This window comes from Actinoplanes aureus (assembly GCF_015704865.1).
In the GTDB taxonomy this organism is placed as follows: Bacteria; Actinomycetota; Actinomycetes; order Mycobacteriales; family Micromonosporaceae; genus Actinoplanes; species Actinoplanes aureus.
On record NZ_JADQTO010000023.1, the window covers coordinates 117,481 to 135,221 of the forward strand.

General features: G+C 70.3%; 18 protein-coding genes. 9 read left to right on the plus strand and 9 right to left on the minus strand.

Features of this window, described 5'->3' with window-relative positions:
• Positions 1–39: 39 nt before the first annotated feature.
• Complete coding sequence (locus I4J89_RS36180; RefSeq protein ID WP_196418671.1) at positions 40–888, minus strand: peptidoglycan DD-metalloendopeptidase family protein; 849 nt, start codon at positions 886–888, stop codon at positions 40–42.
• 180 nt (positions 889–1,068) lie between these two features.
• Between I4J89_RS36180 and I4J89_RS36185 the strand changes: the two genes are divergently transcribed.
• Together I4J89_RS36185 and I4J89_RS36190 are read left to right on the plus strand one after the other, a co-directional pair.
• Positions 1,069–1,818 carry a hydrolase gene (locus I4J89_RS36185; RefSeq protein WP_196418672.1) on the plus strand — a complete coding sequence of 250 codons (750 nt, stop codon included), beginning with the start codon at positions 1,069–1,071 and terminating at the stop codon, positions 1,816–1,818.
• A 73-nt stretch (positions 1,819–1,891) separates the two neighbouring features.
• On the plus strand, positions 1,892–2,725 hold the full coding sequence (locus I4J89_RS36190) for an SRPBCC family protein (RefSeq protein WP_230860153.1): 834 nt from the start codon (positions 1,892–1,894) through the stop codon (positions 2,723–2,725).
• Positions 2,726–2,769: 44 nt separating this feature from the next.
• On the opposite strand, the gene I4J89_RS36195 is transcribed toward I4J89_RS36190, so the two are convergent.
• Both I4J89_RS36195 and I4J89_RS36200 read right to left on the minus strand, forming a co-directional pair.
• The gene (locus tag I4J89_RS36195; protein WP_309238614.1) at positions 2,770–4,563 is read right to left on the minus strand and encodes a sensor histidine kinase; all 1,794 of its coding nucleotides are present in this window, start codon (positions 4,561–4,563) and stop codon (positions 2,770–2,772) included.
• A gap of 76 nt (positions 4,564–4,639) precedes the next feature.
• On the minus strand, positions 4,640–4,852 hold the full coding sequence (locus I4J89_RS36200; protein WP_196418673.1) for a DUF7455 domain-containing protein: 213 nt from the start codon (positions 4,850–4,852) through the stop codon (positions 4,640–4,642).
• Between the two features lie 458 nt (positions 4,853–5,310).
• Between I4J89_RS36200 and I4J89_RS36205 the strand changes: the two genes are divergently transcribed.
• On the plus strand, positions 5,311–5,706 hold the full coding sequence (locus I4J89_RS36205; RefSeq protein WP_196418674.1) for a response regulator: 396 nt from the start codon (positions 5,311–5,313) through the stop codon (positions 5,704–5,706).
• On the opposite strand, the gene I4J89_RS36210 is transcribed toward I4J89_RS36205, so the two are convergent.
• Positions 5,678–6,466, minus strand: a complete 789-nt coding sequence (locus tag I4J89_RS36210; protein ID WP_196418675.1) for a class I SAM-dependent methyltransferase — start codon at positions 6,464–6,466, stop codon at positions 5,678–5,680. The genes I4J89_RS36205 and I4J89_RS36210 overlap by 29 nt on opposite strands.
• 2 nt (positions 6,467–6,468) lie before the next feature.
• The gene (locus tag I4J89_RS36215; RefSeq protein ID WP_196418676.1) at positions 6,469–7,224 is read right to left on the minus strand and encodes an SDR family oxidoreductase; all 756 of its coding nucleotides are present in this window, start codon (positions 7,222–7,224) and stop codon (positions 6,469–6,471) included.
• 191 nt (positions 7,225–7,415) lie between these two features.
• Between I4J89_RS36215 and mshA the strand changes: the two genes are divergently transcribed.
• Both mshA and I4J89_RS36225 read left to right on the plus strand, forming a co-directional pair.
• Positions 7,416–8,714, plus strand: a complete 1,299-nt coding sequence (gene mshA, locus I4J89_RS36220) for a D-inositol-3-phosphate glycosyltransferase (protein ID WP_309238615.1) — start codon at positions 7,416–7,418, stop codon at positions 8,712–8,714.
• On the plus strand, positions 8,708–9,190 hold the full coding sequence (locus tag I4J89_RS36225; RefSeq protein ID WP_196418677.1) for a type III secretion system chaperone family protein: 483 nt from the start codon (positions 8,708–8,710) through the stop codon (positions 9,188–9,190). The genes mshA and I4J89_RS36225 overlap by 7 nt, the downstream gene beginning before the upstream one ends.
• A 580-nt stretch (positions 9,191–9,770) precedes the next feature.
• Here the strand turns inward: I4J89_RS36225 and I4J89_RS36230 are convergent.
• Entirely contained in the window at positions 9,771–11,018 is a 1,248-nt protein-coding gene (locus I4J89_RS36230; protein WP_196418678.1) for an MDR family MFS transporter, read from the minus strand.
• Between the two features lie 135 nt (positions 11,019–11,153).
• On the opposite strand from I4J89_RS36230, the gene I4J89_RS36235 reads away from it, so the two are divergent.
• Positions 11,154–11,900 (plus strand): phosphoglyceromutase, encoded by a 747-nt coding sequence (locus tag I4J89_RS36235; RefSeq protein ID WP_196418679.1) that lies wholly within the window; start codon positions 11,154–11,156, stop codon positions 11,898–11,900.
• A 95-nt stretch (positions 11,901–11,995) separates the two neighbouring features.
• Here I4J89_RS36235 and phoU read toward each other — a convergent pair whose 3' ends face one another.
• Complete coding sequence (gene phoU, locus I4J89_RS36240; protein ID WP_196418680.1) at positions 11,996–12,649, minus strand: phosphate signaling complex protein PhoU; 654 nt, start codon at positions 12,647–12,649, stop codon at positions 11,996–11,998.
• Between the two features lie 193 nt (positions 12,650–12,842).
• Between phoU and I4J89_RS36245 the strand changes: the two genes are divergently transcribed.
• Together I4J89_RS36245 and I4J89_RS36250 are read left to right on the plus strand one after the other, a co-directional pair.
• Complete coding sequence (locus I4J89_RS36245; protein WP_196418681.1) at positions 12,843–14,123, plus strand: sensor histidine kinase; 1,281 nt, start codon at positions 12,843–12,845, stop codon at positions 14,121–14,123.
• Between the two features lie 29 nt (positions 14,124–14,152).
• Positions 14,153–14,836 carry a response regulator gene (locus tag I4J89_RS36250; protein WP_196418682.1) on the plus strand — a complete coding sequence of 228 codons (684 nt, stop codon included), beginning with the start codon at positions 14,153–14,155 and terminating at the stop codon, positions 14,834–14,836.
• Positions 14,837–14,933: 97 nt separating this feature from the next.
• Here I4J89_RS36250 and I4J89_RS36255 read toward each other — a convergent pair whose 3' ends face one another.
• Entirely contained in the window at positions 14,934–15,761 is an 828-nt protein-coding gene (locus tag I4J89_RS36255; RefSeq protein WP_196418683.1) for a DUF3109 family protein, read from the minus strand.
• An 85-nt stretch (positions 15,762–15,846) separates the two neighbouring features.
• Here I4J89_RS36255 and I4J89_RS36260 point away from each other — a divergent pair, with 85 nt between their 5' ends.
• Positions 15,847–16,668: a sugar phosphate isomerase/epimerase family protein gene (locus I4J89_RS36260; protein ID WP_196418684.1), complete on the plus strand. Its 822-nt coding sequence runs from the start codon at positions 15,847–15,849 to the stop codon at positions 16,666–16,668.
• 428 nt (positions 16,669–17,096) lie between these two features.
• On the opposite strand, the gene I4J89_RS36265 is transcribed toward I4J89_RS36260, so the two are convergent.
• Entirely contained in the window at positions 17,097–17,663 is a 567-nt protein-coding gene (locus tag I4J89_RS36265) for a CGNR zinc finger domain-containing protein (protein WP_196418685.1), read from the minus strand.
• Positions 17,664–17,741 lie beyond the last annotated feature (78 nt).

Genomic DNA, 17,741 nt, shown 5'->3' on the forward strand with positions numbered 1-17,741 from the left:
GACGCCCGTCGCGATCGCGCGGCGGGCGTTCTCCCGTCGCTAGACCTTCAGCCCCCGGGTACGCAGGAACGCGATCGGGTCCACCGCGTTGGCATGGATCGCCGGCGCCGCGTTCACGTGCACCTCGAAGTGCAGATGCGGCCCGGATGACGAGCCCGAGGTGCCGACGTGGCCGAGCAGCTGGCCGCGCGTGACGGTCTGACCGACCTGAACGACCGGGCGGCGGACCAGGTGGCAGTACCGGGTGACGATGTTGCCGGCGTGCTGGACCTCCACGTACCAGCCGCAGCCCTTCAGGTTGCGGTTGCCGTCCACGTCGCAGCTGCCGGCCGAGACGTTGCAGACCACCCGGATCACCGTGCCGGCCGAGGCGGCCAGGATCGGGGTGCCCCGCTTGGCGGCCAGGTCGACCCCGTCATGTGACGGGCGGGCGGTGGTACGGAATCCGCTGACCAGCCCCGCGCCGACCGGGACGCCCCAGAGCTCGCCCTTCAGCGGCGCCGGGATCCGGGGTGCCGGTGCCGGTTCGACCGCGCAGCCGGGGATCGGGGTGGCCGGCCGCACGACGTACGCGTCCGACACGTAGGCGCCGTTGGCCAGCTGGTTCCAGAGGTTCGTGGTCCGTACCGTGCCGGAGATCTGTTGCGCGGCGACCTGGCAGACGATCCACACCTTCGCGCCGTCGGCGATCGAGCCGAACCGCTCTGCCGACGCCGAGGGGGTGCGCCGCAGGTTCAGCCGCGTCCCATCGGTCTTGGCGTTGCCGGTCACGGTCGGAACCTTGGCGGCGGCCGCCGCGGGCTCCGCTGTCGCGGGCAGGAGCGGACCCAGCAGGCTCGCGGTGGCGACGGCCGCCAGCGCGGTACGGCTTCGATGTCGGACCTTCATGCCACCAGGCTGTCCGGCACCGGATGCGCACTGAGGTGCGTCCGGAGTGCGGAACGGTTGCGGCCGTGCCCGGTTCAGGACGCACCTTACCTGCACCGGCCGCTGACCCCGGAGACAACGTTGGGGCCGCAGTCTTTGCCACAGACGGAAATGCCGTCCCTTCATCTTGAGGGAGAGAGCGTGGGCGCAGAGCGCGAATCAGTCATCGGTAGCGGTGCGTTGGGTACCGTCGGTGCGCTGGATCTGACGGTGGATGCCCATGTGCACACCGGGTTCGCGGCCGGCCGGGATGCCGTCGGTGTGGTGGTCTCGGCCGCCGACCAGGTCGGTCTGACCGCGCTCACCTTCGCCGACCAGGCAGGTCCGGACACCACCTGGCTCACCGCGTACGCCGACGCCGTACGCCGGGCCCGGCACCGCACCGAGCTGAAGTTGCGGGTGGCGGCCGAGGTGGAGGTCGTACGCCCGGACGGCTGGCTCGCCCTGCCCCCGGACCTGGCTCAGCTGGACGCCCTGTCGGTCGCGGTCTCCGCGCTGCCGCTCGGCGACGAGCTGCTCGACGCCCGGGAGATCCGCGCGCGGGTCGACGCCGGCGTACTTTCCGCCGAGCAGGTGGCCGAGGTGCTGGTGCGGGTCACGGTGAGCGGTATCGAGCGGGCTTCCCGGTATGTCACGTCGCAGCTGGCCCGCCCGCTGGCGCTGCTGGCGCAGTCGGGGATCGAGGACACCGTGGTCAGCCCGGCGCTGGTCGGCGAGCTCGCCACGGCGTGCCGGAGCACCGGGACCGTGGTGGAGATCAGTGAGGCCTGGCGCAGCCCGTCGGCGCGAATGGTGCAGTTGTTCCGGGACGCCGCGGTGACGGTGGTTCCCGCGAGTGACGCCCGGTACGCCGCAGAGGTCGGCCGCTGGCAGTACCTCCGACGCGTCTGAGGAATTTGAACACGAGGTGCGTTCGTCTCCGTACTCTCTGTCATGCCGGGTACTTCAGCATGGGAGAGTTGCGATGAGTATGGTTCAGCAGGCTATCGAGGTCAGCGCACCGGTTCACACGGTGTACGAGCAGCTCGCGGCATTCGAGAACTACCCGCGATTCATGACCGGCGTGCGTCAGGTGACGTCGGTCGGTGCCGACCAGACACACTGGATCATGGACGTCGACGGGAAACGCCGCGAGTTCGACGCCCAGATCATCGAACGGTCACCGGACGAGCGGGTCTCCTGGTCGACGATGGAAGGGCCGCTGCTCGCCGAGACGATCACGTTACGTCCGATGGGTGAGACGAAGACCCAGGTCGTCGCGCAGCTGGAGGCGGACATCGCCTTCCTGATGCCGAGCGACCGGCACGGGCAGGAGTCGCTCAACCGCCGCCTCAAGGCCGACCTGACCACGTTCAAAGGCCTGGTCGAGAGCGGCGTGCTGGGTGGCCGCCCGATGCCGACCGGCGCCAGCACGAAGCTGTTCGGCGGCGTGTTGAGCCGCGACCCGGTGTCGCCGGCGTCGGTGGCCGCGCGCATCCGCAACCGCCAGTCCACGCCGCCGCCGGGCCCCGGCGCGGGCTGGGACACCGGTACCGCTGATCTCGGCAATGCCGACCCGACCGGCACCGGCCTGACTGACAACCCTATCCACAACGCGCCCACCATCGCGGACATCAAGAGCCCGTCCGGTATCCGGGGACCTCAGAACATCGAGCGGGAGATGCGCTCGGCCGGGCGCCGGGTCGGCGCACCCGGTGCGCTGAGCGGTGGCGTGTCCGGCACCGCCCCGATGGGCGGCCGGATCAGCAACACCGACATGTGGGGCGACGGCATGGTCAACGAGGAAGAGCGCGGTTGACGGCGCCGAAGGCGACAAAGGCCGGCCTTCGGGCCGGCCTTCTGCTATGCCGGGGCGCCTTCCAGGGTCACCAGCAGGCGGGCGCCGCGTGGTACGGCCTGCTCGTACCGGACCGAGCCGCCGTTCGCCTCGACCAGGTGGCGGACGATGAACAGGCCAAGGCCGGCGCCGCGGATGAAGCGGCCGAACACGTCCGGCAGCAGCGCCTCCGGGATCCCGGTGCCGCTGTCCTGCACCACCAGCAGCACCGTGCCGGCATCCTGACGATCGGCCCGTACGTGTATCGGCGGCGCCCCGTGCCCGAGCGCGTTCTTCAGCAGGTTCTCCACCACGACGGTCAGGTGTCCGCGGTCGGCGAGCGCGGTCAGCTCCTCGTCGATCGTGATCTCCACGTCGCCCTCGCCGGCGATCCCGGCGCTGACCGTCTCGACCACCTCGAGCAGCGGCACCGGCACCCGGCGGGCGGTCACCGCGCCGGTGTCCAGCCGGAAGAGCAACTGCAGATCGTTCATCATCTTGATCAGGCGTCGGGTGTTCTTGTCGATCTTCGTGGCCAGCTCCAGCCGGATGTCCTCCGGCAGGTCCGCCCAGTCGGCGCAGAGCAGTTCGGCGAGACTGGCGATGGAGCTGATCGGCTGTGCCACGTCGTGCGTGAGCATCGAGGTCAGGTCGTTCTTGAAGGCGAGCGCCGTGGCGAGCTCGGCATTGCCGCGCTCCAGCTCGGCGGCGTGCTCGGTGAGCGCGTTCTCGGCGCGCTTGCGTTCGGCGATGTCGACGCAGGTGGCCACGTATCCGCGGGGTGCGCCGGCGGCGTCCGGGATGGCCGCCATGGTGGCGAGCACCGGCACCTCGGTGCCGTCGGCGCGGGGAATCGTCCAGTCCAGTCCGGTGCCGGGCGGGGGTAGCGGCGGGGGGTCGTGAACGGCGTCGTGATGCCCGGTCAGTTCGCGCCACCGGCGGTTCACGTCGATCACGTGGTAGTTGGCGTCGAGCACCATGACCGCCTCGTTCATCGACTGGAGCAGCGTCTGGGCGAAGTCCTGCCGGTCGCGGAGCTCGGCGACGAGGTGACGCTGCTGCCGGTCGGCGCGGTCGAGGGTGCGTACCAGGTATGCGAGGAGGGCGAGGAGCACGAGCGCCGCGAGGATCACCCCGGTGCTCACCGCGGCGGCCGGGCGGCTGATCCCGGTGCGTACCGCGAGCGCGCTGACCACCGCTGCGATGATCGGCGCGGCGATCAGGGCGGGGACCAGCCGGCGTACGGCGATGCGCGGCACCGAGTCGTCCAGCGTGCGCAGCGGTCCGGTTTCCGGCCGGGCCAGAATCGTGCCGGTGGCGAGCAGCAGCAGCGCGCCGGCGAGGGGCAGCGGCATGACGCCGTCCGGCCCGCTCCCGGCCGGGAACGTCGGTGCGAACAGGCGGGGGACCAGGGCGACCAGCGCGATGATGGCGGCGCCCAGCAGCAGCGGGTCGGCGACTCGGAAGGACACGAGTCCGGTGCGGTGCGGCAGGCGCAGGTCGAGACAGGCCAGTGCCAGACCGGCGAGGATCGTGGCGACCGCCGCAGCGGGGTGATCGCCCAGGGCGGCGCCGCCGAGCACGGCCGCCACCAGCGCGAGTAGCGCGGCGGCGCCGGAGCGGACCCGGGCGGCCCGTTCACCGGGGACCGGCACCACCTGGAGAAGGAGGGCGATCCCGGCGGGGACGAGGGCAACCGCCGGACCGGGGATGACCCCGTCCGGCGGTACGCCGCCGTCGAGCGTGCGCGTGTCCAGGGCACCGAGAACGGCGACCGTGACACCGGCGCACCCGGCGATCAGCCGGGACAGCCTGCCCACGCCATGCGCCGCGATATGCACATATACCCCCAAGACGTGAGGGAAAGAGCATAACGCGGCCTACCGGTACGGGCGGTTACTTGCCCGCCCAGCTGAAGCCGTCCTCGATGCGGATCTTGCTCGCGACTCGCACGATGTCGGCGTGGTGCCGGTTGGCGTGATGGCCACAGAACGCCAGTTCGCCGCCGCTGATCAGCGTGACCTCCAACTTGGCGGCCGCGCCGCAGCGATCGCAGCGCTCGGTCAGCTCGCCGATGACGTCGATCTCGGGCGACAGCAGGGTGGTCATATCGCTCTCCTTGCTTAGTGGCGTGCTCGGTGGCGGGTGCAGCGTTCCTGACAGGGTGAGATTCGGCCCCCAGCACGGTCGGCTTAGAGGTTCCCCGGTGTGATCCGGCCGATCGGAATCGATCGCCTAATGCCGCACCGGGGCTGCAACCCGGCGCTACCCGGGTCTGCTCCTGTTCCTTCTCAGCTTTCCCTCAAGTGCGTACGGCATGCGTCGCGCGTCTCCGGCGCCATTCCCGGCAGCTAGTGGTGCTCGACCCGGAGTACACCGCGGGCCGGTCACCTCAGCTTCCCAGGAACTGGTGCGCGAGTACGGCGGAACGGTAGTCGACGACTGGGCCCGCCGGCTGCTTCACCCCGGCCCACCCGACCGGCGCCGCAGGAGACCGGCCCAAGTGCCGTACGAGACCCCGGGCCGACGGATAGCGTGAAGACGACCCGAGCCCGAGGGGGACCGCCATGTCCGAGGCGCCGGTAGCCGAGCGGCCGACCGTCCTCGTCGTCGACGACGAAGAGGACCTGCGCGACATCATGCGTCGCATGCTGGAGCGCCGCGGGTACGCGACGCTGGTGGCCGGTGACCCGGAGGAGGCGATGTCGGTGTGCCGGGAGCACCCGGGCGAGATCGCCGCGCTGGTCACCGACCTGACCCTGCCCGGCGTCTCCGGCGGTGAGCTGGCCGGCGCCGCCAGCGACCTGCGTCCGGGACTCGGCGTGGTCTTCATCTCCGGGCTGCCCAAGGACATCGCGGTGACCAAGGGCCTGGTCGGCGCGGACGCGCTGCTGGTGAAGAAGCCGTTCACCGCGGACGCCCTGCTGGCGGCTCTCAAGTCGGTGCTGGGTCAGAACGGCTGAGGTCGGACGAGGGCCAGGGCAGGGTCAGCTCGCCGAGGCGCCACCGGGCCGGGCCGTCCAGCACCGGCCAGCCCTCGGCGCGCATCCGGCGTACCGTCGCCAACCAGCGCTGCCGTGGTCCGAACGGGGTGGCCTCGGTGTCCCACGCCCGGCCGAGCGCGCGCAGCAACTCGTGCACCGGATGTCCCGGCACGTTGTGGTGGATCAGCGCCTTCGGCAGCCGCTCGGCGAAGACCGCCGGATGTTCCAGCACCGGCAACCGGGCGGACAGGGTGAGGGTGCGCGGCGTGCCGTTCTCGACGACCGCCCAGGTGGCGATCCGGCCGAGCTCGTCGCAGGTGCCCTCGATCAGCAGCGCGCCGGTCGCGGTCATGGTCCGCCAGGCGGCCGTGACCTCCTGCTCGTCGTACTGGCGCAGCACGTTGAAGGCGCGCACCACCACCGGGGCGAGCCCGGCCAGCTCGAACCCGCCGCGCCGGAACTCCAGCCACGGCGGATCCGCGTAGGGCTGGGCGGCGATCACCCGTACCGGATCGATCTCCAGACCGACCACCGCGACGTCCGCACGGACCGCGGCCGCCAGGCGGTCGCGCAGTTCCACCGCCGTGACCGGCGTGGCGCCATAGCCCAGGTCGATCACCAGCGGCCGCGCCGCTTCCTTCAATAGCAGTTCGCATCGGTACGCGAGAAAGTTGTCGACCCGCCGCAGCCGGTTGGGATTCGTCGTCCCCCGGGTGATCGCGCCGACCGGCTTCGCCATCGTTACCTTTCCCGGTGCACCTTGTGCTGGGCGGCCTGGGCGATCGGCCGGATCACCACACGGTCGATGTTGACGTGGTGCGGCCGGGTCGCGGTGAACGCGATGACGTCCGCGATGTCGTCGGCGACCAGCGGCTCCTTCACGCCGTCGTAGATCGCGTCGGCCTTCTCCCGGTCACCGCCGAACCGCTTGAGCGAGAACTCGTCGGTGCGCACCATGCCCGGGTCGATCTCCACCACCCGGACCGGCTTGCCGGAGAGTTCCAGTCGCAGCGTCCCGACCACGGCGGTCTGGGCGTGCTTGGACGCGGCGTACCCGCCGCCGCCCTCGTAGACCGTGAAGGCCGCCGTCGACCCGACCGTCACGATCGTGCCGGCGCCGCTCGCCTCGAGTGCCGGGAGCAGCGCCTGGGTGACTCGCAGGGTGCCGAGGACGTTCACGTCGTACATCCATTGCCAGTCATCCACCGACCCGGCGGCGACCGAATCAAGTCCGCGGGCGCCGCCCGCGTTGTTCACCAGCAGGGTGACCGGGCCACCCAGCCCGGCCACCAGTTCGGCCAGCCGAGCCACCGATTCGTCCGAGGTCACATCGCACTGCGCCGCGGTGGCGCCCGGACCGATCTCCTCGACCAGCTCCGCCAGCCGATCGGCCCGCCGGGCCGCGGCGACCACATGGAATCCCTCGGTGGCGAGCCGGCGGGCGGTGGCTGCTCCAATCCCGCTGGAGGCGCCGGTGACGACAGCGATGTTCTGCATGAGCTGAGCCTTCCCGCGGCGGAAAACCGATGACACTTCGTCGAGAATCCTCTCGCACCATCCGGGATAACCCCGGTTTGCAATGACCTGGATCACCCTCGATCGGCTGCGTGGTGGTTCGGTGAGCGCCGATGGGGAAGATGAACCTTGGCGCAACAAGTTTTTACATTCGATGCGGAGGGGGCACATACGTGGCTGGGCTTCGAATCGGCGGCCTGTCCGCCCCACGACGCATCGCCACCCTCTCGGTGCACACGTCGCCGCTGGAGCAGCCGGGGACCGGCGACGCGGGCGGCATGAACGTGTACATCGTCGAGGTCGCCAAGCGTCTCGCCGAGCGCAACGTCGAGGTCGAGATCTTCACCCGGGCCACCACCAGCGGCCTGCCCCCGCTGGTCGAGATGCTGCCCGGCGTCTATGTGCGGCACGTCACCGCCGGCCCGTTCGAGGGTCTGGCCAAGGAGGAGCTGCCGTCCCAGCTGTGCGCGTTCGCCAACGGCGTACTGCGGGCCGAGGCGGCGCACCCGCCCGGTCACTACGACCTGATCCACTCCCACTACTGGCTCTCCGGCCAGGTCGGCTGGCTCGCCCGCGAACGCTGGGGTGTGCCGCACGTGCACACCGCGCACACTCTCGCCAAGGTGAAGAACAGGCTGATCGCGGCCGGTGACCGTCCCGAGCCGAAGGCCCGGCTGATCGGCGAGGAGCAGGTGGTCGCCGAATCCGATCATCTGGTGGCGAACACCCGGTTCGAGGCACAGGACCTGATCTCCCACTACGACGCCGATCCGGCCCGGGTCAGCGTCGTCCAGCCCGGCGTGGATCTGGACCGGTTCCGTCCGGGCACCGCCGACCGGGCCCGCTTCGGCCTGCCTACCGACGGCCGGATCGTGGCCTTCGTCGGCCGGATCCAACCGCTCAAGGCGCCCGACGTGCTGATCTCCGCGGTCGCCGAGATGCGCGCCCGGGGTACGTCCGACGTGACCCTGGTGATCTGCGGCGGCCCCAGCGGCAGTGGCCTGGAGCGCCCCACCGCGCTGATCGAGCTGGCCGCCTCCCTCGGTGTCTCCGACTCGGTGGTCTTCCTACCTCCGCAGACCGGCCCCGACCTGGCCGCCCTGTACCGGGCCGCCGACCTGGTCGCGGTGCCGTCCTACAACGAGTCGTTCGGGCTGGTCGCGCTCGAGGCGCAGGCCTGCGGCACTCCGGTGGTCGCCGCCGCGGTGGGCGGCCTGGTCACCGCGGTCCGGGACGGGATCAGCGGCGTGCTCGTCGACGGGCACAACCCCGCCGACTGGGCCCAGGTGCTGGAGAAACTGCTCGACGCGCCCGGCTACCGGCTCCGGCTCGCCGCCGGCGCGGTGGCCCACGCGTCCCGCTTCTCCTGGGATCGGACCGCCGAATCACTGCTGCGGGTCTACCGTGACGCGATGACCGAGCACCGGGCGCTGATCGCCGCCCGGCTGGAGAGGGCGGCCTGCGCATGGTGAGCGAACTGATCGAGCGTGTCCTTGCCGACCGCGAGCTGGAGTGGGAGTCCACCGGCGACAACTCGTACGTGGTCAGCCTCCCCGGCACGCACAAGCTGAAGACCGCCTGCAATCTGATCGTCGGCGAGCACTCGCTGCGGATCGAGGCGTTCGTCATGCGCCGGCCCGACGAGCGGCACGAGGAGCTCTGGGCCTGGCTGCTGCGCCGCAACGCCCGGATGTACGGCGTCGCCTTCTCGATCGACGCGGTCGGTGACGTCTACCTGACCGGCCGGGTGTCGCTGACCGGGCTGGACGAGGACGAGCTGGACCGGCTGCTCGGTTCGGTGCTCACCTACGCCGACGAGTCGTTCGACACCATGCTGGAGATCGGTTTCGGCTCGTCGATCCGCAGGGAGTGGGACTGGCGGGTCAAGCGCGGTGAATCGCTGGCGAACCTTCAGGCGTTCAAGCACCTCGCCGAGTCCGCCGACTAGAAATTGATGAACGAAAGATTGTCGGGTGCCGCCGGCGGTCCGAGTCCACAGAGGATCGCGTCGTTTTCGCGCCCGTCGGCCTAGTAATTTTTTCCATGCCGATGAGCCCGGACGAGTGATTGGTGGATCCTCCGATCGGTTGGTTGTCGGCGATTGTGACGGTTGAGACAGATGTCGACACGAATTCGGGTTGTGAGGCTTGACTGCCCCAACTAGCGTGGTCGATGGACGCCGAGCCGTCAGTTCGGGGAACGGGTCGATCGGCAACGATCGCCGCGGATCGGCGTTTGGGGACGGGTGGCATGAGCCGTTGGGGGACGGCGCGACCCGAGACCGGCGGTTAGTGCGGGCGGCGCCTATGGGGATGGGTGTCGCCCGCCGCCGCCGGCGCTTTTGTTTCCAGCGTGTTTCATTTACTGCATCTGTTGCGCATCCGATCATTTGGCGTGCGCATTCCAGCCGTGTGCGGTTTGTGCCCTGCGCGCGCGATTAGCGCAACGTCCGATGTGTTCCCTTGGCGAGAGCTGCGAGGTTCCGGCCGTACCCACCGAGCCGACCGGCCCGGTGGGTGATGCGGGTCTCAGTGAGTCGCTGCGGCGAGTTCGGCGGCACGCGCTTCCGCCCGGCGCTGCTGCTCGGCCCGCCGTGCCCGGGCCGGCCCGGCGAAGAACTGGCCCACCGCGGCCGCGGCGCAGAGCACGAAGCAACCCACCCAGAGCACCACGTCGCCGCCCTTCTGCAGCACCAGGCCGCCGAGGATCGGCGCGAGCGCCGTACCGATCGACCAGGTCAGCGAATTCAGCCCCTGGTAGCGGCCGCGCAGCGCCGGCGGTGACAGGGCCGCGACGGTGTTGGCGTTGCTGGGCGACTGGAGCATCTCGCCGAGTGTCCAGATGACCACGGTCACCGCGTACATCCAGGGGGCCTCGGCGACCGCGACCAACCCGAAGCCGGCGCCGATGATCAGCGTCGCGAGGGCCAGCACCCGGGCGCTGTCGCGGCCGGCGATGAGCCGGGGCACGAAGAGCTGACCCAGGACGATGAGTACGCCGTTGACCGCGATCACCAGGCCGTAGGTGGCCGCCGAGAACCCGTCGGCCAGCATGGCGATCGGAAGCGTCGAGGCGTGCTGGAGGATGACCAGCACCGACGCCAGGCTGAGCAGCAGATAGACCAGGAAAACCCGGTCCTTCAACGCGGTGCCGATGCCGCCGGTCGCCAGGGCCGGCCCGGTGCTGTGCGCCCGGCTCGGACGGGTCTCGGCCAGGAAGATCGCGGTGATGATCGCGGTGATCAGGGTGGTGCCCGCGTCGACCACGAAGAGCAGCAGGTAGTCGACCTGGGCGGCGAGACCGGCCGCCACCGCGGCCAGGGCGAAGCCGAGGTTGATCGCCCAGTAGTTCAGCGAATAGGCCCGCACCCGGTCGTGCTCCGGCACGACGTCGACCATCATCGCGGAGAAGGCCGGCCGGACCCCCTCGGCGAACATGCCGAGCAGCAGAGTCACGACGGCGATCTGCGCGTACGTCTCCGCGAAGCCCAGCGTGAGCATCAGCGCGGCCGCGCCGAACTGGGCGGTGAGCATGGTCGGCCGCCGGCCCCAGCGGTCGGCCAGAACGCCGCCGGTCATGGTGCCGATCGCGCCGCCCACGCCGTACAGCCCGAGGACGATGCCGGCCTGGCTCTGGGTGAAGTGGCGGTCTCCGGTGAGGTAGATGCTCAGGAAGAGCACCACGAAGGCGCCGAGGCGATTGATCAGGGTGCCGGTCCAGAGGAACCAGAACTGCCGCGGCAGGCCACCGGCGGCTTCCCGTAACCAACCCCGCACGACGCCTCCCGGTAAGCACTGATCAAGGTCCGCTGCCTTACAACCTAGGGGTCGGCGCAACCGGGTTTCCATGTGGCGGCGGACACGTACCGGGTGGCCCGCACATCGCCCGGGGCCACGGGGGAAAATGTGCTCATGACTGGAACCCTGGTGCTCCTGCGGCACGGCAGAAGCGAGTGGAACGCCAAGAACCTCTTCACCGGCTGGGTCGACGTGGACCTGGACGCCACGGGTGAGGACGAGGCCCGGCGTGGCGGAGAGCTCCTCCGGGATCAGAACGTGTTGCCCGACGTGGTGCACACCAGCCTGCTGCGCCGCGCGATCCGGACCAGCGAGATCGCCCTGCACATCACCGACCGCCACTGGATCGAGGTGAAGCGCCACTGGCGGCTCAACGAGCGTCACTACGGCGCCCTGCAGGGCAAGGACAAGAAGCAGACCCTGGAGGCGTACGGCGAGGAGCAGTTCATGCTCTGGCGCCGGTCGTACGACGTACCGCCGCCCCCGATCGAGGACGGCTCCGAGTTCTCCCAGTTCGGCGACGCCCGGTACGCGGACCTGCCGCCGGAGCTGCTGCCGAAGGCGGAGTGCCTGAAGGACGTGCTGGAGCGCGCCCTGCCCTACTGGTACGACGCGATCGTTCCGGACCTGCGGGCCGGCAAGACGGTGCTGGTCGCCGCGCACGGCAACTCGCTGCGCGCCATCGTCAAGCACCTCGACGAGATCTCCGACGAGGCGATCGCCAAGCTGAACATCCCGACCGGCATCCCGCTGCGCTACGACCTGGACGAGAACCTGCGCCCGATCAACGCGGGCGGCACGTACCTCGACCCGGAGGCGGCGAAGGAAGCCGCCGCCGCGGTGGCCAACCAGGGCCGCTAGGAAGGAAAGCCTTCAGTCCGCTCTTGGGTGGCGGGCGGGGCGGTTGGATGGGGCCGGGACGCCCCCGTGGTGTCCCGGCCCTCCCTCCCCCGGTGTCAGCTCTGGCTGCTCACCGGCTCCCCGGTGATCAGGTAGATCACGTGCTCGCCGATGTTCACCGCGTGGTCGGCGTACCGCTCGTAGAAGCGGCCGAGCAGCGCGCCGTCGATCGCGGTCTCCGCACCGTACGGCCAGTCGTCGTCGAGCATGATCTTGAAGAGGTGACGCTCGAGGTCGTCGATCGCGTCGTCCTGCTTCTCCAGCTCCGCCGCGGCGTTGACGTCCGGGTTCTGCAGCAGTGCGGTGATCTTCTCCGCCATGAGGTCCGCCACCTCCGCCATCTGCTTGAAGGTCGGGCGCAGCTCGGCCGGAACGGCGGGCGACGGGTGCCGGCGCGACGCGGTCTTCGCCACGTGCTCGGCCAGGTCGCCCATCCGCTCCAGGTCGGCGGAGATGTGCAGCGCGGTGATCACGCGGCGCAGATCGCCGGCCACCGGCGCCTGCCGGGCGATGGTGTCCGCCACCTTCGCCTCGACCTGTTCGTAGATCGCGTCGACCTCGGCGTCCCGCTCCATCACCGCTTCGGCGGCCTTGAGGTCCGCGGTCAGCAGCGCGGTCGTCGCCTTGCGGAGTGCGGCACGAACCGCCTCCGCCATGGTCACCAGCAGGCGGCTCACCTCGATGAGGTCGGCCTGATACTCCTCGCGCATGTTCTGGTCCCGGGTGCTCAGGGCCGACGTCGGGCGCCGGCCGGTGTGTCTTGCTCACGCTAGGTCGAGACGGCGGCCTCAACATGAACAGCGGTGAACGACGCCGGGCGCAGTGGTGAACATTATTCGACGCGCGCCCGTTTCGTCCTTTTGGCCCTGTGGCTCAGGTAAACAATGACCCTACGATCGCAGCGTGGAGTGGGAATATGCCGTCGGCCTGGTCTCAGCCGCGCTTGCCGTCGGTGTGGGAGCGGGGCTCGTCCTGGCGCGGGTCCGCCGGCCGGGCGAATCGGCCGGGTCGGGACCGCTGGAGGGGAGAGCCGCCATCGAACCGGACGAGGATCGCCCGGCGGGTAAGCACGGCCTGAAGGGGCTCGGTCGCAAGAGCCTCGACTCGTTGCGGGTGGGCGTCGTCGTCCTGGACGTGGACGACTACCCGGTGCTGGTCAACCCGGCGGCACGTGCGATGGGCCTGCTCCGCTCGGGTGGAGCGCCCGGCACCATCGCGGCCCACCCGATCCTGCGCACCCTGGCGGGACAGGTGCGGCGTACCGGCGTACGCCGGGAGGTGGAGCTCGACCTGCCTCGCGGCCGCGCCGGCGGAGCGCAGGCCCCGCTGGGCCTGCATCTGCGCGCCGTGGCCCTGAACGCGACGCATGTCGCCGTCGAAGCGGCCGACGTGACCGAGTCGCACCGGCTCGCCCGGGTCCGCCGGGACTTCGTCGCCAACGTCAGCCACGAGCTGAAGACCCCGATCGGGGCACTCCAGCTCCTGGCCGAGGCGCTTCTCGACGCCACCCAGCTGCCCGACACCGCCCCCGAGGCGCAGTCCGAGGACCTGCTGGCCGCGCGCCGCTTCGCCGAGCGCATCCACCACGAGTCCGCCCGCATGGGTCGGCTCGTCAGCGAGTTGCTCGAGCTCAGCCGCCTGCAGGGCGCCGAACCGCTGCCCGACCCGGAGCCGGTCCCGCTGGACTGGGTGATCGCCGAGGTGATCGACCGGACCCGGACCACCTCCTCGGCCAAGGGCATCGAGATCGTCTACGACGGTCCCAAGGGCGCCATGGCGTACGGCAACGACAGCCAGATCGCCACCGCCGTCACCAACCTGGTCGAGAACGCCATCGCGTACTCCGGCGAGGACACCAAGGTCTCGCTCACCATGCGGCAGCGCGATGAGTGGATCGAGATCGACGTCGCCGACCAGGGAATCGGCATCGCCCCACAGGACGTCGACCGGATCTTCGAACGGTTCTACCGAGCGGACCAGGCCCGCTCGCGATCCACCGGCGGAACCGGCCTCGGCCTGGCCATCGTCAAGCACATCGCCACCAACCACGGCGGCCGCGTCGACGTGACCAGTTCACTCGGCGACGGTTCTACGTTCACCTTGCGCCTACCGGCGCGCCCCCCTGAGTCCCCCTCGTCGTCACCGACGGCGATTGAGATCGAGTCTGGTGCGGCCGGGCGTTGACCCAGCCGCCGACGACGGAAGGAACTTCATTGGCCCGCGTGCTCGTGGTCGAGGACGAGGAGTCGTTCTCCGACGCCCTGTCGTACATGCTGCGCAAAGAGGGGTTCGAGGTCTCGGTCGCCGCGACCGGAACCTCGGCGCTCACGCAGTTCGACCGGACCGGTGCCGACATCGTGCTTCTCGACCTCATGTTGCCGGAGATGTCCGGCACCGAGGTCTGCCGCCAGCTGCGGCAGCGCTCAGCCGTCCCGATCATCATGGTCACCGCCCGGGACAGCGAGATCGACAAGGTGGTCGGACTGGAGATCGGCGCCGACGACTACGTCACCAAGCCGTATTCGCCACGTGAGCTGGTCGCTCGGATCCGTGCGGTGCTGCGCCGCCAGGGCACCGAGGCCGCCGAGGTGACCACCCCGACGCTCGCCGCCGGCCCGGTCCGGATGGACGTGGAGCGTCACGTCGTGACGGTCGACGGCACCGGCGTGCAGTTGCCGCTGAAGGAGTTCGAGCTGCTCGAGCTCCTGCTGCGCAACGCCGGCCGGGTGCTCACCCGCGGTCAGCTCATCGACCGCGTCTGGGGAGCCGACTACGTCGGCGACACCAAGACCCTGGACGTGCACGTCAAGCGCCTGCGCTCCAAGGTCGAACCGGAGCCCTCGGCTCCGCGCTACATCGTCACGGTGCGCGGTCTCGGCTACAAGTTCGAACCCTGATGGGATCGGCCAGGCGCCCGTCCTTGGGCGCCTGGCCTCCCCAACCGAGCATTGCTCAGTGACAGGTTGGCATGCGACCACCCCGCGCGCAAGATGGTTACACCTGGCGGGGTGACGCGGGCTCACGTCCGCCGCGGCGCTTCGGCGCTTGCGCGCTCGCGGTGGCCGGGTGGATGGCGATCAGGCCGGACTTCAGGCGGGCCGCGCAGAGCTCGGCGAGTTTCCGGTACGCGGCCTCGCCGATCAGGGCGGTCAGTTCCGGGGCGTAGGTGAGGTACATCGGCTCGGTGCCGACATGGGCATCCGGGGACGAGGTGCACCACCAGGCCAGGTCGTGGCCACCGGCTCCCCAGCCGCGGCGGTCGAACTCCGTCAAAGTGGACTGGAGCAGCTTGGTGCCGTCGGGCCGGGTGATCCAGTCCTGCTCCCGGCGTACCGGCAGCTGCCAGCAGACGTCGGGCTTGTACTTGAGCGGGTGCACGCCGTCCCGCAGAGCCTGGGCGTGCAGGGCGCAGCCACCGCCGGCCGGGAAGGTGCCGTCGTTGAGGAACACGCAGGGGCCGTCACCGGATCGGGTGGCCGTACGCCGGGCGGGTTTGGTTCCGTCGACCGTGTCCACCTCGGTGTAGTTCTTGAACCCGCGCCGGTAGTGCTGCCAGGTCTCCGGCGTGAGCTTGGCGGCCGCGGCCTTGACGCGGTTCTCGTCGTCGGCGTCGGTGAAGAAGGCGCCGTGCGAGCAGCAGCCGTCGTCGGCTCGCCCTCCGATGATGCCGCGGCAGGCGGAGCCGTAGACGCAGGTCCAGCGGGAGAGCAGCCAGGTCAGGTCGGCTCGGACCAGGTGTTGCTCGTCGGCGGGATCCAGGAATTCGATCCATTCCCGAGGGAAGTCGAGGGCGACCTCCGCGGGGGGTTGCGTGCTGCTCATCCGGGTCAGCGTACGCCCACCGATGGATCACGACCGTTTAGAGCTGATATATCCGGGCCTGACGGGCGCGGCTACCCTGGTAGGCGTGAGTTCCCGCGTTCCCGTGCTTCTCTCCAGCTCCTCGGTCTTCCCCGAGCCGACGGCGGCGGCGTTCGAGATGGCGGCCACGGTCGGCTACGACGGCCTCGAGGTCATGGTGTGGACCGACGCCGTCAGCCAGGACGCCGGTGCCCTCAAGGGTCTGGCCGACCACTACGACGTCCCGGTGCTCTCGGTCCACGCACCCTGCCTGCTGGTCACCCAGCGGGTGTGGAGCTCGGACCCGTGGGAGCGGCTGAGCCGGGCCGCCCAGCTCGCCGAGTCACTGGGCGCGCCGACGGTCGTGGTGCATCCACCGTTCACCTGGCAGCGCGACTACGCGCGCAACTTCGCCGAGGGCCTGGCGAAGGTGCAGGCCCGGCACCCGGATCTGAGCTTCGCGGTGGAGAACATGTTCCCGGTCAAGATGGCCGGGCGCTGGTTCGTGCCGTACACGCCGGGCTGGGATCCCACCGAGTCCGGCTTCGACTCGTACACGCTGGATCTGTCGCACTGCGCGGCCTCCCGCATCGACGCCCTGGAGATGGCCGACAAGATGGGCTCCGGCCTGCGGCACGTCCACCTCGGCGACGGCACGGGCGAGGGCCGCGACGAGCATCTGGTGCCCGGCCGCGGCAACCAGCCGTGCGCGGAGCTGCTCCAGTCCCTGGCGCACCGCGGTTTCACCGGCTCGGTAGCCCTCGAGATCAACACCCGCAAGGCGCCCAGCCGCCCCGCACGCGAGGCCGACCTGCGCGAGTCCCTCGAGTTCGCCCGCAAACACCTGACCCCAGCCGCCTCAGCAACCCCCGCAACCACCCAGGCCTAGCTTCCGTGGAGGTCTGCTCGCCGGTCACGCTCTTTCATCGGTACGCGTGACCGGCGTCCCGCCGAAGCCGACCCGCACCCGCCCTCCCCGCGCAAGCCAGACTTCCGTCCCGGCCCCACCGCGCCCGCCGGGAAACACCAATCCGTCCCGCTACAAGAGCCGCGCCCGGCTGCTCGCCAAGCACCGGGCTGCTTGCCGCGGGTGTGCGGGACCGGATCGGATTGCCCACGTTCGCCGCCCTAACCGTCAGGCGATGCTGTTTCCCGGCGGTCGCGCTCGGGCGGCGAGGCAAAGCCGGCCTAGCGCCGGAACAGCGGGCACGGGTCGGCTTCCGCAAGACCCGCTCACGCGTACCCCGAAGAAGCGGAACCGACATGCAGGCCGAGACCCGGAACATGGTCTAACAGCATCCAAAAGCGCATATCGACCTACCGGGGCGAAATGCCGCCGAGCGAAGCGAGGCCATCAGACACAGCCACAGCGCGTTTGCGTGCCCGGTGTGCTGCCACGTGTGACCGCGTCGCGCAGCGTTCCGAGCAGAACCGGCGGCAGTTGTTGGACGACGTGTCCAGGTAGACGTTGCCGCAGCGCTCGTCGGCGCAGATGCCGAAGCGGGCGCTGCCGTACTCGCAGAGCCACACGGCCAGGCCCCACACCGCGCCGGCCAGGAACTCGGCGCTCACCGAGGAACCGCGGCTGGTCACGTGCATGTGCCAGTCGCTGGCGTCGTGCCCGGAGATGCGTGGCTGCACCGGGTGCGCCTCGAGCAGCGAGTTGAGCTCGTGTACCGCCTCGTTGTCGCGGCCGGAGGTGCCGAACTCGAAGACCTCGCGCAGTCGCCGCTGTGCGCGGCGGAAGGCGGCGAGGTCTTTCTCCGCGACCTGATCACGCATGTAGGCCTGCTCGTCGGCGAACAACGCCCGCAGTCCGGCGAGATCGTCCAGGCCGGCGTTGACGAGGTCGACCGCCGTCCGCGCGTACGCATCGAAGTTCACCCGACAACGGTAGCCGCACGTGGCCCCAGGGGGCACGTGCGCAGTGCCCGGGACGTGCGAATCCGGGCCGCACCGCGG